The 18,754-nt window shown below is 66.5% G+C and carries 14 protein-coding genes; 1 reads left to right on the top strand and 13 read right to left on the bottom strand.

Features of this window, described 5'->3' with window-relative positions; translation table 11 throughout:
• Window positions 1-344 precede the first annotated feature (344 nt).
• Both secA and EO141_RS03090 read right to left on the bottom strand, forming a co-directional pair.
• Window positions 345-3,083, bottom strand: a complete 2,739-nt coding sequence (gene secA, locus EO141_RS03095) for a preprotein translocase subunit SecA (RefSeq protein ID WP_104584574.1) — start codon at window positions 3,081-3,083, stop codon at window positions 345-347.
• Between the two features lie 155 nt (window positions 3,084-3,238).
• Window positions 3,239-4,183 carry a M23 family metallopeptidase gene (locus tag EO141_RS03090; RefSeq protein ID WP_104649684.1) on the bottom strand — a complete coding sequence of 315 codons (945 nt, stop codon included), beginning with the start codon at window positions 4,181-4,183 and terminating at the stop codon, window positions 3,239-3,241.
• Here EO141_RS03090 and EO141_RS03085 point away from each other — a divergent pair, their 5' ends adjacent.
• Window positions 4,184-4,630 (top strand): DUF721 domain-containing protein, encoded by a 447-nt coding sequence (locus EO141_RS03085; RefSeq protein ID WP_104543326.1) that lies wholly within the window; start codon window positions 4,184-4,186, stop codon window positions 4,628-4,630.
• A gap of 186 nt (window positions 4,631-4,816) precedes the next feature.
• Here EO141_RS03085 and lpxC read toward each other — a convergent pair whose 3' ends face one another.
• The 11 genes from lpxC to EO141_RS03030 form a co-directional block, all read right to left on the bottom strand.
• Window positions 4,817-5,728, bottom strand: a complete 912-nt coding sequence (gene lpxC, locus EO141_RS03080; RefSeq protein ID WP_104584571.1) for a UDP-3-O-acyl-N-acetylglucosamine deacetylase — start codon at window positions 5,726-5,728, stop codon at window positions 4,817-4,819.
• A gap of 232 nt (window positions 5,729-5,960) precedes the next feature.
• A complete protein-coding gene (gene ftsZ, locus EO141_RS03075) occupies window positions 5,961-7,205 on the bottom strand; it encodes a cell division protein FtsZ (RefSeq protein ID WP_104584569.1) in 1,245 nt (414 codons plus the stop codon).
• A 290-nt stretch (window positions 7,206-7,495) separates the two neighbouring features.
• Window positions 7,496-8,731 (bottom strand): cell division protein FtsA, encoded by a 1,236-nt coding sequence (gene ftsA / locus EO141_RS03070; protein WP_003485272.1) that lies wholly within the window; start codon window positions 8,729-8,731, stop codon window positions 7,496-7,498.
• The gene (locus tag EO141_RS03065) at window positions 8,728-9,564 is read right to left on the bottom strand and encodes a cell division protein FtsQ/DivIB (protein WP_127168514.1); all 837 of its coding nucleotides are present in this window, start codon (window positions 9,562-9,564) and stop codon (window positions 8,728-8,730) included. The genes ftsA and EO141_RS03065 overlap by 4 nt, the downstream gene beginning before the upstream one ends.
• A 106-nt stretch (window positions 9,565-9,670) precedes the next feature.
• Window positions 9,671-10,627, bottom strand: coding sequence for a D-alanine--D-alanine ligase (locus tag EO141_RS03060; RefSeq protein WP_127168513.1), 957 nt, complete (start codon window positions 10,625-10,627; stop codon window positions 9,671-9,673).
• On the bottom strand, window positions 10,624-12,057 hold the full coding sequence (gene murC / locus EO141_RS03055; protein ID WP_104584564.1) for a UDP-N-acetylmuramate--L-alanine ligase: 1,434 nt from the start codon (window positions 12,055-12,057) through the stop codon (window positions 10,624-10,626). The genes EO141_RS03060 and murC overlap by 4 nt, the downstream gene beginning before the upstream one ends.
• Window positions 12,054-13,334: an undecaprenyldiphospho-muramoylpentapeptide beta-N-acetylglucosaminyltransferase gene (gene murG / locus EO141_RS03050; RefSeq protein ID WP_127168512.1), complete on the bottom strand. Its 1,281-nt coding sequence runs from the start codon at window positions 13,332-13,334 to the stop codon at window positions 12,054-12,056. The genes murC and murG overlap by 4 nt, the downstream gene beginning before the upstream one ends.
• A complete protein-coding gene (ftsW, locus tag EO141_RS03045; protein WP_115676106.1) occupies window positions 13,331-14,710 on the bottom strand; it encodes a putative lipid II flippase FtsW in 1,380 nt (459 codons plus the stop codon). The genes murG and ftsW overlap by 4 nt, the downstream gene beginning before the upstream one ends.
• The gene (gene mraY / locus EO141_RS03040) at window positions 14,710-15,795 is read right to left on the bottom strand and encodes a phospho-N-acetylmuramoyl-pentapeptide-transferase (protein WP_104538520.1); all 1,086 of its coding nucleotides are present in this window, start codon (window positions 15,793-15,795) and stop codon (window positions 14,710-14,712) included. The genes ftsW and mraY overlap by 1 nt, the downstream gene beginning before the upstream one ends.
• Window positions 15,785-17,278, bottom strand: coding sequence for a UDP-N-acetylmuramoyl-tripeptide--D-alanyl-D-alanine ligase (gene murF, locus EO141_RS03035; RefSeq protein WP_127168511.1), 1,494 nt, complete (start codon window positions 17,276-17,278; stop codon window positions 15,785-15,787). Before murF ends, mraY begins: the two co-directional genes overlap by 11 nt.
• The gene (locus EO141_RS03030) at window positions 17,275-18,750 is read right to left on the bottom strand and encodes a UDP-N-acetylmuramoyl-L-alanyl-D-glutamate--2,6-diaminopimelate ligase (RefSeq protein ID WP_181116520.1); all 1,476 of its coding nucleotides are present in this window, start codon (window positions 18,748-18,750) and stop codon (window positions 17,275-17,277) included. The genes murF and EO141_RS03030 overlap by 4 nt, the downstream gene beginning before the upstream one ends.
• Window positions 18,751-18,754 lie beyond the last annotated feature (4 nt).

Here is an 18,754-nt window from a genome sequence, read left to right as displayed (position 1 = left end):
GCCCAGGCTCACCAGGACAGCGCCCATCGAGCTGGTCGAACGCTCCTGGCGTCTATGCCACGGGTTGCAGACCGTGCCTGGCAACCACGCAAGCCAAGCCGTTGACAGGGACTAGGCGGAGAGTTGGAAAAAGCGTGAGATTCAGTGGGGTCATTGCACCCCGCCACCCACATTCCATGCCTGAGTATCAGCAGCTCCAACGAATCCCTCCGTCAGCAGAGCCCCCTTGGTAAGGGGCCCGCCAGAGGCGCGGGGATCGGAAGCAAGGACCGTGTACCAGGCGTCCGCGACGCGGACGCCTGGTGTGCAGCCCGCCAGGCGGGCTGCACCACGGTCAACTCAGCTCAGCTGAGTTGACCGTGACAGTGCTTGTACTTCTTGCCACTGCCGCAGGGGCACGGATCGTTACGGCCTACTTTGGGCTCGTCGCGGGTCACCTGCGACACCGGCACCGGGGCGTTGCCGCCCTGCATCTGTTCCACTTCCTCGTCGGCACCGTAGCCGCCGGCGTCCTGATGCTGGAACTGCGAGGCCATCAGCCGCGCCTGCGCCTGCAGGCGTTCCTGCTCTTCCAGCTCGGCCACTTCCTCCTCGCTGCGGATGCGCACGCGCGCCAGCAGGTTGATCACTTCGCGCTTGACGTTCTCCAGCATCTCGGAGAACAGCTCGAAGGCTTCCTTCTTGTATTCCTGCTTGGGCTGCTTCTGCGCATACCCGCGCAGATAGATGCCCTGGCGCAGGTAATCCATCTTGGCCAGATGCTCCTTCCAGCCCTGGTCCAGCACGGTCAGCATCACGTGCTTCTCCAAGGCACGCATGGTGTCGCTGCCCACCGCCACTTCCTTCTCGGCAAAGTGCGCATCCACCGCCGCCTGCACCTTGGCCGCAATCTGCTCGGCGTCCAGTTCTTCCTGCGTACGTGCCATCTCGCTCAGCGCCAGCGGCATGCCCAGCTCCGATTCCAGCGTGGCTTCCAGCCCCTTCAGATCCCACTGCTCGTCGACCGAATTGGGCGGCACGAAGCGCGCGACCAGGTCGTAGATCACATCGCCACGGATGCCGTCGACGTTGTCCTTGACCGATTCGGCATCCAGCAATTCATCGCGCTGGGCGTAGATCACCTTGCGCTGATCATTGTTGACGTCGTCGAAATCCAGCAGGTTCTTGCGGATGTCGAAGTTGTGCGCCTCCACCTTGCGCTGGGCCTTTTCGATCTGCCGGCTGACCAGGCGGTCTTCGATGACGTCGTCCTCCTTCATGCCCATCATGCGCATCGCCTTCTGGACCCAGTCCGAGGCGAAGATGCGCATCAGGTTGTCTTCCAGCGACAGGTAGAAGCGCGAGGAACCCGGGTCGCCCTGACGACCGGCACGGCCGCGCAGCTGGTTGTCGATACGCCGCGACTCGTGCCGCTCGGTACCGATGATGTGCAGGCCGCCGGCCGCCTTGACCGCGTCGTGGCGACGCTGCCATTCGGTCTTGGCCGCAAGGCGCTGCTCGTCGCTGATGTCCTCGCCCATGGCATGCAGTTCGGTTTCCAGCGAACCGCCCAGCACGATGTCGGTACCGCGACCGGCCATGTTGGTGGCGATGGTCACCGCGCCCGGCTGGCCGGCGTTGGCCACGATGGTGGCTTCTCGCTCGTGCTGCTTGGCGTTGAGCACTTCGTGCTTGACCCCGGCCTTGCGCAGGTGCTCGGACAGCATCTCCGAGGTCTCGATCGAGGTGGTCCCCACCAGCACCGGCTGGCCGCGCTTGGCGCAGTCTTCGATGTCGGCCAGCACCGCGTTGAACTTGCCCTTGCGGTTGAGGAACACCTGGTCCGGATGGTCCTTGCGCACGGTCGGGCGGTTGGTCGGGATCACCACCACTTCCAGGCCGTAGATGCTCTGGAATTCGTAGGCTTCGGTATCGGCCGTACCGGTCATGCCGGACAGCTTCTTGTACATGCGGAACAGGTTCTGGAAGGTGATGCTGGCCAGCGTCTGGTTCTCGCGCTGCACCGGCACGCCTTCCTTGGCCTCGACCGCCTGATGCAGGCCGTCGGACCAGCGACGCCCGGACAGGGTGCGGCCGGTGAATTCGTCGACGATGACCACTTCGCCATCGCGCACGATGTAGTCCACGTCACGCTGGTAGATCGCATGCGCGCGCAGCGCGGCATTGAGGTGATGCACCACGCTCAGGTTCTGCGCGGCATACAGGCCGTCCTCGGCATTCTCGAGAATGCCGGCCTGCATCAGCAATTCTTCGGCGTGGCCCATGCCCGCCTCGGACAGATGCACCTGCTTGCCCTTCTCGTCGATCCAGTAATCGCCCTCGCCCTCTTCGCTTTCCTGCCGGGTCAGCTGCGGCACGATGCGGTTGACGCGGATGTACAGCTCCGGCGATTCGTCGGCCGGGCCGGAGATGATCAGCGGGGTGCGCGCCTCATCGATCAGGATCGAGTCGACTTCGTCGACGATCGCGTAATGCAGGTTGCGCTGGTAGCGGTCGGCCCTGGACAGCGCCATGTTGTCGCGCAGGTAGTCGAAGCCGAACTCGTTGTTGGTGCCGTAGGTGATGTCGCTGCCATAGGCCTCGCGCTTGTCGCTGTGCGGCATGCCCGGATACACCACGCCCACGCTCAGGCCCAGCCAGTTGTACAACTTGCCCATCTGCGCGGCGTCGCGTCGGGCCAGGTAGTCATTGACCGTGACCACATGCACGCCCTCGCCCTGCAGCGCGTTGAGGTACACCGGCAGCGTGGCCACCAGGGTCTTGCCTTCACCGGTGCGCATCTCGGCGATCTTGCCCAGGTGCAGCACCATGCCGCCGATCAGCTGCACGTCGTAATGGCGCATGCCGAGCACGCGGCGGCTGGCCTCGCGGCACACCGCAAAGGCTTCGGGAAGAATCTTGTCCAGGGACTCGCCGGCGGCAAGTCGCTGCTTGAACTCCGGGGTCTTGGCTTGCAGCTCGGCGTCGGAGAGCTTCTCGATCGTCGGCTCCAGCGCATTGATCTGGGTGACGAGGCGGTTGAGCTGGCGCAGCTGGCGTTCGTTACGACTGCCAAAGACACGGGTAAGCAGACTGTTGATCATTGAAGAAACCGGTTGAAAAGGAACGGTTTGACCGACGCCGGTCCCCAAGACCCGGCCGCCGTAAACGAAACAGGGCGCACTGCGCCCTGTCGATGGCAACACCCTATTGTAGCTTGGGGCGGGCCTTCACGAATCAAGCACCACCCGCGCCGTCGTCAACCGCGCCCGCGGCGGCCCACCGGCGTATTGGTATCGCCCAGGAACTTGCGCGGATTGACCACCCGCCCGTCCGCCCACACTTCGAAATGCACGTGCGCGCCGGTGGAGCGGCCACTGGATCCGGCCCTGGCCACCTGCTGGCCGGCGCGGACCAGATCGCCCACCTTCACCACCAGGCGGGAATTGTGCGCATAGCGGGTCACGTAGCCGTTGCCGTGGTCCACTTCCACCACGTTGCCGTAGCCGCCGCGCACGCCGGCGTAGCTGACCACGCCATCGGCGACCGACATCACCGGGTCGCCCACGTTGGCGTGGAAGTCCACCCCCTTGTGGAAGGCCGAGCCGCCGTCGAACGGATCGGCGCGGCCGCCGAAGCCGGAGGTGATGTAGGTGTTGCGGATCGGCATCCGCGAGGGCACCGAATTCTGTTCGAGCTGATGATCGAACATCAGCGTGGCCAGCACGTTCAGTTGTTGGCCGGAGGCGGAGAACTGCTGTTCGACCTGCCCTAGCGTCTGCTTGAGCGATTCGACCGGCATGTCGCTGACCGGCTCATCGCCGCCACCGACGCCGACCGGCGCGTCGAAGTCGAACTCGCCGTCCTTCAGCTTGCCCATTTCGGTCAGCCGCTCGCCCAATGCATTGAGACGGGTGGCCTGCGCCTGCAGCTCGCCCATGCGCGCGGCCAGTGCGTTGACCTGCGCCTGCGAGGCGCGCTGCGCCTGGGCCAGCTCGGCCTGCTGCCGGGCAACCTTGGCCTGCAACGCGGAATTGGTCACCATGCCGGTGGCGGTGCTGGCACCGATGCCGATCAACATGCCCAGCCCGAGCACGGCACCGAGGACTACCATCGGTCGATCCGCAGCGAAGCCCTGGAACTGCCGGGCCAACCGTTGCGCCCGGGTTTCGCGAGATTTGATTACAACTTTCTTCAACGCCATATGAGTGTCATGTCCAAGCCCAAGTCCAACGCACGCAACCCTTCCGTCCCACAACCGGCCATCGAGGCCGCGTTGGGTGAAAAGGCTGGCGACCCCTTGCGCCGCGCCTTGTGGCTCGATGCGCTGGACCGGCAGTTGCGCCCCCTGTTACCGCCTCATCTGGCCACCCGTTGCCGGCTGGCCAATGTCAGAGACGAACAGCTGGTTTTTCTGGTTGATTCACCTGTCTGGCATGCCAAGTTGCGACTTGCCGAGACCCAATTACTGGATGCCGCCCGATCCATCGGACTGAAGGCCACCGCAGTGACCATCAAGACCACCACCACCCCGCTGCATTCCCCAACGCAGCAGAATCGCGAGCGTCCACGTCCTGTGTCGGAGGCCACGCACCGAGGTCTGCGCGATGCGCTGGCCTCCCTGCAGGACGTTCCACCCACCAAACGGTGAGTCGGTGCCGCCTGTTACGCGACGGCCATCGCGGCGTGAAAGAGTTGCGAAGGCCGCGCACGACCCGACGCATCCTAGCGGGCCTGGGCCGCGCAGGAGTTAGAGAAGTCTTAAATAAAAGTTAAGAACGGGCCGTAAATCCGACGCAGTTCACACTTCGAACGCCGATTACGGCATTCCCCGACATCAGGCGTAGACGGGGCTGGCGTAGGTGACCGGTGGCTGCACGCTGCCCTCGGGGAAGCTGACCCATTCCCAGGCGGCCTGATCCGCCAGTAGCGCGCGCACCAGCTTGTTGTTGAGTGCGTGGCCGGATTTGAAGCCTTCGTAGGCGCCCAGGATGGCGCCGCCGGCCAGATACAGGTCGCCAATCGCGTCCAGGATCTTGTGCCGCACGAATTCGTTGGTGTAGCGCAGGCCGTCCTCGTTGAGCACGCGGAACTCGTCCAGCACGATGGCATTGTCCATCGACCCGCCCAGGCCCAGATTGCGCTCGCGCATGTACTCGAGATCACGCATGAAACCGAAGGTCCGGGCGCGCGAGATTTCCTTGACGTAGGCCGAGGTGGAGAACTCGATTTCCTGACGCGACTGCTTGGCCGGGATCATCGGGTGATTGAATTCGATGGTGAAGCCGAGTTTGTAGCCTTCGTACGGCTCGAAGCGCGCGACCTTGTCGCCCTCGCGCACTTCCACCGTCTGCTTGATGCGGATGAAGCGCTTGGCCTTGTTTTGCTCGACGATGCCTGCCGATTGCAGCAGGAACACGAACGGGCCGGACGAACCGTCCATGATCGGCAACTCGGCCGAGGACAGTTCGACGATGACGTTGTCCACACCCAGGCCGGCCAGCGCCGACATCAGGTGCTCGACGGTCTGGATCTTGGCGCCATTGCAGGTCAGGCCGGTGCACAGCGTGGTCTCGGTGACCAGTTCGGCATCGGCAGGAACTTCGACGATCGGCTCCAGGTCCACACGCCGGAACACCACGCCATGATCGACCGGGGCCGGTCGCAGCGTCATGTACACCTTGTCGCCACTGTGCAGGCCGACGCCGGTGGCGCGAATGGTGTTCTTGAGAGTGCGTTGCTGGGTCATATGCGAAGTCTGGATGAACAATGCAGACAGACGCTGAACCGGCTGTCTAATCCGTAGAGATTATCCGAATTTTAACAAGTCGCGCGTGACGGGAACTGTAATTCCCGGGTCACGCAACTGCAAAAGCTGCCGGATCGTGGCCGATCCGGCAGAAAGGACATGGCACAGCATCCCCGGGGCAAACCCCGGGGCGGGACGGACCGCGCCGCCGTAGCGACGCGGCCGACGCTCCTCAGTCGGCCTGGCGGCGCAGGAACGCCGGGATATCCAGGTAGTCGTTGGGCAGGTCTGCGGCCGGCGCAGCGGAGCCGCCACCGTTGTTGCTACCGCTGCCGCTGCCGACCGAGTCGCTGCTCGGACGACGCAGGCCCAGGCCCATGCTGCCGCCGACGGCCTTGGACACCGCATCGCCGCCGCTGGTGTCGAAATCGCCGAACTCCGGCTGGCCGGTGGTGGCGTTGCGCACCAGCTTGATCGGCGCGCGCTGGTCCGGACGCTGGGTCTGGCGGGCAACCGCACGGTTCAGGCCAGTGGCCACCACGGTGACGCGCACTTCGTCCTGCATGTCCGGGTCAAGCACGGTGCCGACGACCACGGTCGCATCTTCCGAGGCGAACGCCTCGATGGTGCGGCCGATCTCGTCGAACTCGGACATGGTGAAGTCCGGGCCGGCGGTGATGTTGACCAGGATGCCGTTGGCACCGGCCAGGTTGACGTCGTCCAGCAGCGGGTTCTGGATGGCGGCTTCGGCAGCGGCCTGCGCGCGATCGTCGCCGCGTGCCGAACCGGTACCCATCATGGCCAGGCCCATTTCCGACATCACGGTGCGCACGTCGGCGAAGTCGACGTTGATCAGGCCCGGACGCACGATCAGGTCGGCGATGCCCTGCACGGCGCCCTGCAGCACGTCGTTGGCAGCGCGGAAGGCCTGGATCATGGTGGCGTTGCGGCCGAGCACGGTGATCAGCTTTTCATTGGGGATGGTGATCAGCGAGTCGCAATGCTGGCTCAGTTCCTCGATGCCCTTCAGCGCGACCTGCATGCGGCGACGGCCTTCGAACGGGAACGGCTTGGTGACCACGGCCACGGTCAGGATGCCCATTTCCTTGGCCAGCTGTGCAACGACTGGCGCCGCGCCGGTGCCGGTGCCGCCGCCCATGCCGGCGGTGATGAACACCATGTCCGCACCCTGCAGTGCGTCCATGATGCGCTCGCGATCTTCCAGCGCGGCCTGACGGCCGACTTCCGGATTGGCGCCGGCGCCCAGGCCCTTGGTCACGTTGGTGCCGAGCTGCAGCTGCAGCTTGGCGCCGCAGTTCTTGATCGCCTGCGAGTCGGTGTTGGCGGTGATGAACTCCACGCCATCGACATTGGTGTTGACCATGTGCGCGACCGCGTTGCCGCCGCCGCCGCCCACGCCAACGACCTTGATGACCGCGTTGGGAGCCATTTTTTCAATCAGTTCGAAATGTGCCATGTCAGTGTCCTCTTTAGATGCCGTGAATGGGGAATCGGGAATGGGGAATCGGATTGCTCCGTTCGCCAGCCCAACACCCGCACGTCGGCGAATGTTGTTGTTTGAATGCCGGGAATGGGGAGTTGGGAATGGGGAATCGCAACTGCGAGCGATCTCCACACCAACTTCACTTTCTCAGCGGAACCACAAAAGTATTTACGCCCTGCCCGCTCTCACCGCTCTCCACTCAAATCTGCCGCAACCGCTTTACCTTTGCTTCAACCAATTCTCGAATCCCGAATCCCGATTCTTCAGAATTCCCCGCGATACCAATTCTTCAATTTCTTGAACAAACTGCCGGCCCGTCCGGTCGGGATCGACGGGCGGCGCGGGTGTTCGATCTGGCTGCCCATCAGCAACAGGCCCACGCCGGAGGCGTGCACCGGGTTGCCGACGACTTCGCCCAGGCCGGTGACGTGCTGCGGAATGCCCACGCGCACCGGCATCTGCAACATTTCTTCGGCCAGTTCGACCACGCCTTCCATCTTCGAGGCGCCACCGGTGAGCACCATGCCGGCACGCACCATTTCCTCGAAACCGGAGCGGCGCAGTTCGGCCTGCACCATCTCGAAGATTTCCTCGTAACGGCCCTGCACCGCCTGCGCCAGCGCATGCCGCGGCATGCGGCGCGGCGGGCGATCACCCACCGACGGCACCTGGATGCTTTCCTCGGCGGTAGCCAGCTGCGCCAGCGCGCAGGCGTAGCGCACCTTGATCTGCTCGGCTTCCGGGGTCGGCGTGCGCAACATGTGCGCGATGTCGTTGGTGACGTGGTCGCCAGCGATCGGCAGCGAGGCGGTGTGGCAGATCGCGCCCTGCACGTAGACCGCCAGGTCGGTGGTGCCGGCGCCGATATCCACCAGCACCACGCCCAGTTCCCGCTCGTCGGCGGTCAATACCGCCACGCTGGAAGCCAGCGACGACAGTACCAGGTCGTCCACCTGCAGGCCGCACTTCTGCACGCACTTGGTGATGTTGGCTGCGGCCGACTGCGCGCACACCACCAGGTGCGCGTGCACCTCCAGGCGCACGCCGGTCATGCCGACCGGATTGCGGATGCCTTCCTGCGAATCGTCCAGCACGTATTCGCGCGGGATCGCATGCAGGATGCGCTGGTCGGCGGGAATGGCCACGGCCTTGGCCGCATCCAGCACGCGCTCCAGATCGCTCCAGGTCACTTCGCCGTCGCGGATCGGCACGATGCCGGGCGAGTTCTTGCACTGCACGTGGTTGCCGGAAATCGACGCATACACCGAACGGATCTCGCAGCCGGCCATCAGCTCGGCCTCTTCGACCGCGCGCTGGATCGACTGCACGGTGGATTCGATGTCCACCACCACGCCGCGCTTGAGACCGCGCGATTCATGCGAACCGATGCCGATCACTTCGATCGGATTGCCGGGCGAGTACTCGCCGACCAGCGCGACGACCTTGGAGGTGCCGATGTCCAGTCCAACGATGAGGGATTTGTCGCCTTTGCGGTTCATGTCTTAAAGCCGGGAATAGGGAATAGCGAATGGGGAATGGTCAACAGCGGTGCACGGATGCGGGGAGAGTTCAGGACAAGCGTGTGCGGCGCAGCGGGCGACACTGGCTTTGGCTTTTTGCCCATTCCCGACTCCCCATTCTCCATTCGCCGTTCCACCGTGAAGCCGTTGGTATAGCGCAGGTCGGCGCGGGCGATCGGGCGTTGCGGGTCGGCCAGTTGCGGCAGCACGCGGGCGAAGCGTTGCAGGCGGGCGCGGGCGTCGTCGCGGCCGATCACGATCTGCACGCCGTTGCTCAGGCCCAGCGACCAGCTGCCGCGCGCATCCATTTCCAGACGTTCCACATCCAGCCCGGTCGGCGCGAACAGCGCGCGCGACTCGTTGTAGAGCGCCACCACGTCCTGGGTCTTGCTGTCCGGGCCGCCGAGCTGCGGCAGCTTGAAGTCCTTCAACAACGGCGGGGTGCGGAACAACCGGCCCTGCTCGGACAACATGCGGTCGGTGCCCCAGCGCGCGAACGGCTTGTGCTCGGTGACGTGCACTTCCAGCACGTCCGGCCAGCGCTTGCGCACCTGCGCACTTTCCACCCAAGGCAGGCGCGCGATGGCGTCCTGCGCGCTCTGCAACTTCACCGCGAAAAAGCCCGCGCGCGCATACGGCAGGACCACCGCACGCAACTGCTCGGCCGGCACGCGCTTGAAATCGCCCGACACCCGCAGCCGCGCCAACGGCCAGCGCTCGGCACCGACCCAGCCATTGAGCACGGCCACCACCGGCAACGCGACCAGCGCCACCGCGAGCAACCACGCCAGGATGCGCAGGGTGGCGTTCATGCGCGCGCTCCGCGCGTGGGAATGGGGAATCGGGAATAGGGAATCGCAACGGCAACAGCGCAGCCGCTGTTCACGATTCCCGATTCCCGATTCCCGATTCCCGGCGTCATAGCGTCTGCTCCAGCACGCGCCAGACCAGTTCTTCGAAATCGATGCCGAGCTGGCGCGCGGCCTTGGGCACCAGCGAGTGACTGGTCATGCCCGGGGCCGTGTTGACCTCCAGCAGATACAACTGGCCGCTGGCGCGGTCGCGCATCACGTCCACGCGGCCCCAGCCGCGCGCGCCGGCGGCGCGGAAGGCATCGAGCGCGAGCTGGCGAATCTGCGTCTCGGCATCGCCATCCAGGCCCGGGCACAGGTACTGGGTGTCGTCGGCCACGTATTTGGCGTCGTAGTCGTACCACTGGCCCTTGGGCACGATGCGGATCGACGGCAACGCGACCTCGCCGAGCACGGCCACGGTGAGTTCGTCGCCTTCGATCAGCTGCTCCATCAGCAGCGCGCCGTCGTAGCGCGCCGCCAGCACCACCGCCTCTTCGAGCTGGGACTGGTCGAACACGCGGCTGATGCCGACGCTGGAGCCTTCGTTGGCCGGCTTGACGATGACCGGCAGGCCGATCTGCCGCGCGGCGGCATGGATGTCATCGGCATGGGCACCGGCAGCCAGGCGCGCATAGCGCGGCGTGGGCAGGCCCAGCGACAGCCACACCTGCTTGGTACGGATCTTGTCCATGCTCAACGCCGAGCCCAGCACGTTGGAACCGGTGTACGGCACCTTGAAGGCTTCCATCAGGCCTTGCACGATGCCGTCTTCGCCGCCGCCGTTATGGCCGTGCAGCACGTTGAAGACGCGATCGAAACGCTGCTCGACCAGCGCCTGCGCCAGGGCCGGAATGCCGTCGACCGGCTGCGCATCGACGCCGCGCGCACGCAATGCCTCGAGCACGTTGCCGCCGGAATTCAACGACACCTCGCGCTCGGACGAGGTACCGCCGAGCAACACGGCGACGCGGCCGAACGCGGCCGGATCGCTGATGCGTGCATTGGGAATCACCGCGCTCATGCCGTGGCTCCGGTGAAGCCGTTGTTGATGATGTGCTGTGCGACATAGCCGATATCGCCGGCGCCCATCATCAGCAGCAGATCGCCGTCCTGCAGCACGTCCGGCAGCACTTCGGCCAGGCCGGAAATCTGCCCGACCACCACCGGTTCGCTGCGGCCGCGCGCACGGATCGCACGCGCCAGTGCACGCGCATCGGCGCCCGGAATCGGTGCCTCGCCGGCCGGATAGACCTCGCTCAGCACCAGCGCATCGACGGTGCTCAGCACCGCGGCAAAGGCGTCGAACTGATCGCGGGTACGGCTGTAGCGATGTGGCTGGAACGCCACCACCAGGCGCTTGTCCGGCCAGCCACCGCGGGCGGCGGCGAACACCGCTTCCAGCTCGCGCGGATGGTGGCCGTAGTCGTCGACCACACGCACGCGCGCACCGGTGCTGGTGGTGACTTCGCCCAGGTCGTTGAAGCGGCGGCCGATGCCGGCGAAGTTTTCCAGCGCACGCGCAATGGTCTCCGGCGCCACGCCCAGCTGCCAGCCGATCGCGGCAGCGGCCAGTGCGTTGAGCACGTTGTGACGGCCCGGCAATGCCAGCGTCACCGGCGTGGTGGTGCCTTCGGGCAGGCGCAGCGTGAAGCGCATGCGCGGGCCGTCCTGCACCACGTCTTCGGCGCGCACGTCGGCGTTCTCGCTCATGCCGTAGCTCATCACATGGCGCGGCGTCTTGCCGGCCAGCGCGGCCACTTCCGGGTCGTCGATGCACAGCAACGCCAGCCCGTAGAACGGCAGGCGCTGCAGGAACTCGGCGAATGCGGCCTGGATGCGTGCGAAATCGTTGCCGTAGTTTTCCAGGTGATCGGCATCGATGTTGGTGATCACCGCCATCAACGGATTCAGGCGCAGGAAGCTGCCATCGCTCTCGTCGGCCTCGGCCACCAGCCATTGGCCACCGCCGAGCTTGGCGTTGGCACCGGCGGCCAGCAACTGCCCGCCGATGACGAAGGTCGGATCCAGCCCGCCTTCGCTCAGCACGGCCGCCGCCAGGCTGGTGGTGGTGGTCTTGCCATGCGTGCCGGCCACCGCGATGCCGCGACGGAAGCGCATCAGCTCGGCCAGCATCGCCGCACGCGGCATGATCGGAATGCGCTGGCTGCGCGCCTCCATCAGCTCGGGGTTGTCTTCGCGGATCGCACTGGACACCACCACGCAATCGGTGCCGAGCACGTTGGCCGCCGAATGCCCGCGCATCACCCGCGCGCCCAGCTTGGCCAGCCGCCGTGTCGCCACGTTATCGGAGTTGTCCGAACCGGAGACTTCATAGCCCAGCGTCAGCATCACTTCGGCAATGCCGCTCATGCCGGTGCCGCCGATACCGACGAAATGCACGCGCGGGAATGCACGCACCAGATCGCCACTGTCCTGCAGGCGGCGGATCACGCGGCACCTCCTGTGGAGGTGCGAATCGGGAATCGGGAATCGGGAATCGTGTGGAGCGGAGCGCCTGCAGCGACGGATACTTGGTCGGTGCGCTTGTCTGCGTGCATCAATGTGTGTTCCTGCAATTGTTCTGAGCTTTGCCCATTCCCCATTCCCGATTCACCACTCCCGGCTTCCTGCAGAATGATGTCGGCGATGCGTTCGGCTGCATCCGGTTTGGCCAGGGTGCGGGCGGCCTGTGCCATCGACAGGCGGCGTGCGGGGTCGGCGAGCAGGGTCTGCAAGACCTGCTGCAGGCGCACGGCCAGGGTGTCGTCCTGCTTGAGCAGCACCGCGGCGTCGGCCCCGACCAGGTATTCGGCATTGCGGGTCTGGTGGTCGTCCACCGCTGCGGCAAAGGGCACCAGCACGCTGCCGATGCCGGCGGCGCACAGTTCGGCCAGCGTCGATGCACCGGCGCGGCACACGACCAGGTCGGCCCAGGCGTAAGCGGCGGCCATGTCGGCGATGAACGGTTCGACGCTGGCGTTGACGCCCGCCTGCGCGTACGCCGCCTCGGCTTCGGCGCGCAGCTTCTCGCCGCACTGGTGGCGCACGTCCACATCCGGGTGGCCGAGCGCGGCCAGTGCCGCTGGCACGGCCTGATTCAATGCGCGCGCGCCCTGGCTGCCACCGAGCACCAGCACACGCACGGCACCGCCACGGCCGACCAGACGCGTGGCCGGCGCGGGAAGCGCTGCGATTTCGGCGCGCACCGGATTGCCCACCGCTTCCTCGCCAGTGAAGCTGCCCGGGAAACCGGTCAGCACGCGGCGCGCAAACCGCGACAACACCTTGTTGGTCATGCCGGGCGCGCGGTTCTGTTCGTGCACCAGCAACGGCACGCCGAGCAGCCGCGCCGCCAGGCCACCCGGGCCGGCCGCGAAGCCGCCGAAACTGATCACCGCACGCGGCTGGCGCTTGCGCAGCACGAAACCGGCGGCGCGCACTGCGCGCATCACCCGCACCGGTGCACCGAGCAATTTCACCAGCCCCTTACCGCGCAGGCCGCTGATGGCCAGCGTGTCCAGTGGAATGGCGTGCTGCGGCACCAGCCGGGTTTCCATCGCGCCATCGGCGCCCAGCCAGGTCACCGGCACGCCACGCGCGCGCAGCACCTTGGCCACGGCCAGAGCCGGGAAGATGTGCCCGCCGGTGCCGCCAGCCAGAATCATCACTGGTCGACCCCCCGCACCTGGATGTGCGGGCGTTTGCGAGGGATTCGCATGGGCACTCATGCAATCCTCCCGAAGGTCGGTTCCACACGCGGCTGCATGCGGCTGGTGCCGCGCAGGATGGCCGACGCCGGTGCCACCGATGCGGCAGCGACCGGTGCGGCTGCGGCTGCGGGTGCGGCGGCAACCGGGTCACGCTGCGGCTTGTGCGCCGGCGCATAGGCTGGCGCGACCGATTCGACCACCGGTTCGGCCGGCTCGGCCGACGGCGCGCCCGCGCCCTGCGGCGACAATTTGCTGCGCAGGCGCTCGGCACGATCCATCTCGTAGGACACGCGCAGCAGCAGGCCCATCGCCACGCAGGTCATCAGCACCGACGAACCGCCGGAGGAAATCAGCGGCAGGGTCAGGCCCTTGGTCGGCAGGATGCCCAGGTTCACGCCCACCGAGACGAAGCTCTGCAGGCTGATCCACAAGCCGATGCCGAAGGCGATGTAGCCGGAGAAGTGACGCTTCATTTCCACGCAGCGCATGCCAAGCCAGAACGCGCGGCCGACCAGCAGCGCGTACAGCGCGATCACCCCGCACACGCCGACAAAGCCGAGTTCTTCGGCAATGACCGAGAAGATGAAGTCGGTATGCGCTTCGGGCAGGTAGTTGAGCTTCTGCACCGAGGCGCCCAGGCCCACGCCGGTCCACTGGCCGCGGCCCACCGCCATCAAGGCGTTGGACAGCTGGTAGCCGGAGCCGAGCTGGTCGGCCCACGGGTCCAAGAACGAGGTGATGCGGCGCAGCCGGTACGGCTCCAGGATCGCGATGAAGGCGAACACCGGCAGGCCGAACACGATCGGCATCGACATGCGCGGCAGGTTCACCCCGCCCAGCACCAGCATGCCGGCGGTGATCGCCAGCAGCAGCGTGGACGAGCCGAAGTCCGGCTGCATCAGCAGCAGGCCGACCAGGGCGATCGCCACGCCCAGCGGCTTGAGCATCGCCGGCCAGGTCGCGTTGACCTCGTCGCGAAAGCGCACCAGATAGCTGGACAGCCACACGATGTAGAGCACCTTGACCGCTTCGACGGTCTGGAACTTCGACACGCCCAGGTTGATCCAGCGTTTGGCGCCGTTGACGCTGCTGCCCAGGCCGGGCACGAACACCACCATCAGCAGGCCGAAGCAGGCCAGCAGCAGCACCTGGTTGTACTGCTCGATGGTCTTGAGCTCGGTACGCATCGCCCAGAACGCCAGGCCCACGCCAATGCCCAGGAACAGCAGGTGGCGGGTCAGGTAATAGAACGGGTTGTCGGACAGCTCGATCGAGCTGGACGCCACCATCACCACGCCCAGCGAGGCGAGCGTGGCCGCGGCCCCGAGCAGCCACGGGTCGTAGCGGCCGCCGATGGCGTCCAGTCGCGTGGCTTGGCGGGACATGTCGTTCATCAGCGCACCTTCAACGTGGCAAGGCCGATCAGCACCAGCACCACCGAAATGATCCAGAAGCGCACGATCACGCGCGGCTCCGGCCAGCCCTTGAGTTCGAAGTGGTGATGGATCGGCGCCATGCGGAACACGCGCTTGCCGGTCAGCTTGAAGCTGGCGACCTGGATCATCACCGACAGCGTCTCGATCACGAACACGCCGCCCATGATCACCAGCACCAGTTCCTGGCGCACGATCACCGCGATGGTGCCGAGCACCGCGCCCAGCGACAGCGCGCCGATGTCGCCCATGAACACCATGGCCGGATAGGTGTTGAACCACAGAAAGCCCAGGCCTGCGCCGGCGATCGCCGAGCAGATGATGATCAGCTCGCCAGCCCCCGGAATCAGCGGGATTTTCAGGTATTCGGCAAACACCACATTGCCCGAGGCATAGGCGAACACGCCCAGCGCGCAGGCCACCAGCACGGTCGGCATGATCGCCAGGCCGTCCAGGCCGTCGGTGAGGTTCACCGCATTGGAGAAGCCGACGATCCAGAAATAGGCGATCACCACAAAGCTCACGCCGGCCAGCGGCAGCGCGATCGACTTGAACATCGGAATGTAGAAGGTGATCGCGGCCGGCACGTCGGCGGTGTAGTACAGGAACAGCCCCGCTGCCAGGCCGAAGATCGACTGCAGCAGGTACTTCCAGCGCGACTTCAGGCCGTTGGGATCGCGGCGCACGATCTTGATCCAGTCGTCGTACCAGCCGATGGCGCCGAAACAGATCATCACCGCCAGCACCAGCCACACGTAGCGGTTGCGCAGGTCGCCCCACAGCAGCACCGACAGGGTCACCGTCAGCAGGATCAGCGAGCCGCCCATGGTCGGCGTGCCGGCCTTGGAGAAATGCGTCTGCGGGCCATCCTGGCGGATCGGCTGGCCACCCTTGAACTGGGCCAGCTTGCGGATCACCGCCGGGCCCATCCACAACGACAGGAACAGCGCGGTCAGCGCCGCCAGGATGCCGCGGAAGGTCAGATAGTTGAACAGCCCGAACAGGCTCTCCAGTTGCTGCAGCCAACGCGCCAGCTCAAGCAGCATGGGATGCGTCCTCCGCCGGGGCCAGCAGCGCGGTGACGATGCGGTCCATGGCGCTGCCACGGGAGCCTTTCACCAGCAGCGTGGGCGGGGTGTGCGCCGTGGTGGCGGCAGTCTGCGCCGCCGCACCGGTGTGTTCGTACATCGAAGAAGATTCCTGCGTTTGAGTCGGCGAAACGGCGAGCTGCGCCAGATCCGCCTGCAAGGCCGCGATCAATGCGGCATGGGTGGCGAACACGCGGCCGCCCTCGCCGAACGCCTGCGCGGCGGCGGCACTGAGCTCGCCCAGCGCGTACAGGCGCTGCAGCTTGGCCGCGCGCGCGCGACGTCCGGCGGCCGCATGCAAGGCTGCGCCTTCCGGGCCGAGTTCACGCATGTCGCCGAGTACCAGCCAGCCCTGGCCAGATGCCGCGGCCAGCGTGTCGATGGCCGCGTCCAGCGAACCGGGATTGGCGTTGTAGCTGTCGTCGATCAACACCGCGCCGCCAGGCAGGGTGTGGGTGATCTGACGACCGGCCACCGGGCGTGCCTGCGCCAGACCGGCGGCGATGACCGGCAGGGCGATGCCCGCACCCAACGCCAGGCCGGCCGCAGCCAGCGCGTTGAGCACGTTGTGGCGGCCCGGCAACGGCAGCGCGATCTGCGCCTGGCCTTGCGGGGTCACCAGCGTGAACTGCGCCCCGCCCGCCTGCAGCCGCAGGCCATGCGCGGTGATCTCGGCACTGGCCTGCAGGCCGTAACGCAACACGCGGCGGCCCTGCACCGGCTGCGCCTGCAGTTGCTGCTCGAACCAGACACCGAAGGCATCGTCGGCATTGATCACCGCCACGCCATCGGCCGGCAATGCGGCGTAGATGGCGCCCTTGGTGCGGGCGACGCCGAGCAGGCTGCCCAGGCGTTCCAGATGCGCGGGTGCGATGTTGTTGACCAGGGCCACGTGCGGCTGCGCGATCTCGGTGAGATAGGCGATATCGCCCGGCTTGCCGGCGCCCATTTCGTAGATCGCCAGATCCGCATCGTCCGGGGCGGCGATCACCGCCAGCGGCAGGCCGATTTCGTTGTTGCGGTTGCCCGGCGTGGCGTACACGGTGATGCCGTCGACACGCCCGGCCTCGCTCAGGATGGCCAGCAGCAGGGCCTTGACGCTGGTCTTGCCGTTGGAGCCGGTCAAGGCGATCACCCGCGTGGCGCGGTCGCGCTGCATGCCGGCGGCGATACGCGCCAACGCCAGTTCGGTATTGCCCACCAGCACCTGCGGCACGCTCAGCGCCGGCAGCAGCCGATCGACCAGCAGGCCGCTGGCGCCATGTGCCACCGCGTCTGCGGCAAAGTCGTGGCCGTCGAAACGCTCGCCGCGCAGCGCCACGTACAGGCTGCCGTTGGCCAGCGTGCGGGTGTCGTTGCCGACGGTGTCGATCATGGCGTCCTCGCCATGCAGCTCGCCACCGGCCCAGTGGGCGATCAACGACAATGGAGTGAGCTTCATGCGCGCACTCCCAGCCCGGTCCGCGGCAACAAGGCCTGCGCCGCCACGATGGCGTCGTCGAAGGCATGCCGCACACCGGCCACTTCCTGATATGGCTCGTGGCCCTTGCCGGCGATCAGCACGATGTCGGAGGCACCGGCCATGCTGATGGCCTGATGGATCGCCGCGGCGCGGTCGCGCTGCACGATCGCCGCATCCGGACGCGCGAAGCCGCGCAGGATGTCGGCCACGATCACATCGCCATCTTCGCCCCGCGGGTTGTCGTCGGTGACGATCGCCACGTCGGCGTTGACCTCGGCAATGGCCGCCATCTGCGGGCGCTTGCCGGTGTCGCGCTCGCCACCGCAACCGAACACGCAGATCAACCGGTCCTGCGCATGCGCGCGCAGGCTGGCCAGTGCCTGTTGCAGCGCGTCGGGCGTGTGTGCGTAGTCGACGACCACCAACGGTGCGCCATGCGCGCCACCGAGGCGGTTCATGCGCCCGTGGATCGGCTGCAGCCGACCGAGCACCTCGGCGATCCGTGCCGGCGCGATGTCCAGCGCAGACAACGCGCCGGCCACGGCCAGCAGGTTGTCCACGTTGAAACGGCCCAGCAGCGGCGAGTGCACCGGATGCACGTGACCGTCGATATGCAGCGCGAAATTGATCCCGTTGTGATCCAGCTGCAGCGCCTGTGCACGCACGCTCGCCTGGGCCTGCGCGCGCGAACTCACGCCGATCGCGCGCAACGCGGGGTCGAGCGAGGCCAGCAGCGTGCGGCCGAAGTCATCGTCCAGGTTGACCACGGCGGCCTTCAATCCGGCGCGCGCGAACAGCCTGGCCTTGGCCGCGCCGTACTGCGCCATGTCGCCGTGGTAATCGAGATGGTCGCGGGTGAGATTGGTGAACACCGCCACGTCGAAATGCACCGCATCCACGCGGCCCTGGTCCAGCGCATGCGAGCTGACTTCCATCGCCACGGCCTGCGCGCCTTCGTCGCGCAGTTGCGCCAGCAAGGCATGCGTCTGCAGCACCAGCGGCGTGGTGAACCCGGTCGGCACGGCGCTGCCGTACAGGCCCACGCCCAGGGTACCGAGCGTGCCGGCGGGCGTGCCGAGCAGTGTCAGGGCCTGTGCCAGCAATTGCACCGTCGAGGTCTTGCCGTTGGTGCCGGTGACGCCGACCATGCGCATCGCCTGCGAAGGCTGGCCGTGGAACTGATCGGCCATCGCGCCCAGGCGCGCACGCAGACCGGGCACGGCGATCGCATCGACCGGTACCGGCAGATCGGCCGGCGCCGGCGGCTCGAACAACACCGCCACCGCGCCATTGGCGCGCGCCTGGTCGACAAAGCCCAGGCCGTGCGCGCCGAAACCGGCGATCGCCACGAAGGCATCGCCTGCACGCACCACACGGCTGTCCATCACCAGGCCCGACACCTGCACGTCGTGCGCAAGCCGCACGTCCGGCAACAGCTGCGACAGCGGCATGGCG

It is taken from the genome of Xanthomonas sp. BRIP62415 (assembly GCF_003993515.1).
Lineage (GTDB): Bacteria > Pseudomonadota > Gammaproteobacteria > Xanthomonadales > Xanthomonadaceae > Xanthomonas > Xanthomonas euroxanthea.
Note: the sequence above shows the minus strand (reverse complement) of the source record. Positions and strands in the feature narration are given on the sequence as shown.

Bases quoted from the DNA above. Each gene is read 5' to 3' on its own strand.
- secA (WP_104584574.1), bottom strand. From the start codon at position 3,083: ATGATCAACAGTCTGCTTACCCGTGTCTTTGGCAGTCGTAACGAACGC.
- EO141_RS03090 (WP_104649684.1), bottom strand. From the start codon at position 4,183: ATGGCGTTGAAGAAAGTTGTAATCAAATCTCGCGAAACCCGGGCGCAA.
- EO141_RS03085 (WP_104543326.1), top strand. From the start codon at position 4,184: ATGAGTGTCATGTCCAAGCCCAAGTCCAACGCACGCAACCCTTCCGTC.
- lpxC (WP_104584571.1), bottom strand. From the start codon at position 5,728: ATGACCCAGCAACGCACTCTCAAGAACACCATTCGCGCCACCGGCGTC.
- ftsZ (WP_104584569.1), bottom strand. From the start codon at position 7,205: ATGGCACATTTCGAACTGATTGAAAAAATGGCTCCCAACGCGGTCATC.
- ftsA (WP_003485272.1), bottom strand. From the start codon at position 8,731: ATGAACCGCAAAGGCGACAAATCCCTCATCGTTGGACTGGACATCGGC.
- EO141_RS03065 (WP_127168514.1), bottom strand. From the start codon at position 9,564: ATGAACGCCACCCTGCGCATCCTGGCGTGGTTGCTCGCGGTGGCGCTG.
- EO141_RS03060 (WP_127168513.1), bottom strand. From the start codon at position 10,627: ATGAGCGCGGTGATTCCCAATGCACGCATCAGCGATCCGGCCGCGTTC.
- murG (WP_127168512.1), bottom strand. From the start codon at position 13,334: ATGAGTGCCCATGCGAATCCCTCGCAAACGCCCGCACATCCAGGTGCG.
- ftsW (WP_115676106.1), bottom strand. From the start codon at position 14,710: ATGAACGACATGTCCCGCCAAGCCACGCGACTGGACGCCATCGGCGGC.
- mraY (WP_104538520.1), bottom strand. From the start codon at position 15,795: ATGCTGCTTGAGCTGGCGCGTTGGCTGCAGCAACTGGAGAGCCTGTTC.
- murF (WP_127168511.1), bottom strand. From the start codon at position 17,278: ATGAAGCTCACTCCATTGTCGTTGATCGCCCACTGGGCCGGTGGCGAG.
- EO141_RS03030 (WP_181116520.1), bottom strand. From the start codon at position 18,750: ATGCCGCTGTCGCAGCTGTTGCCGGACGTGCGGCTTGCGCACGACGTG.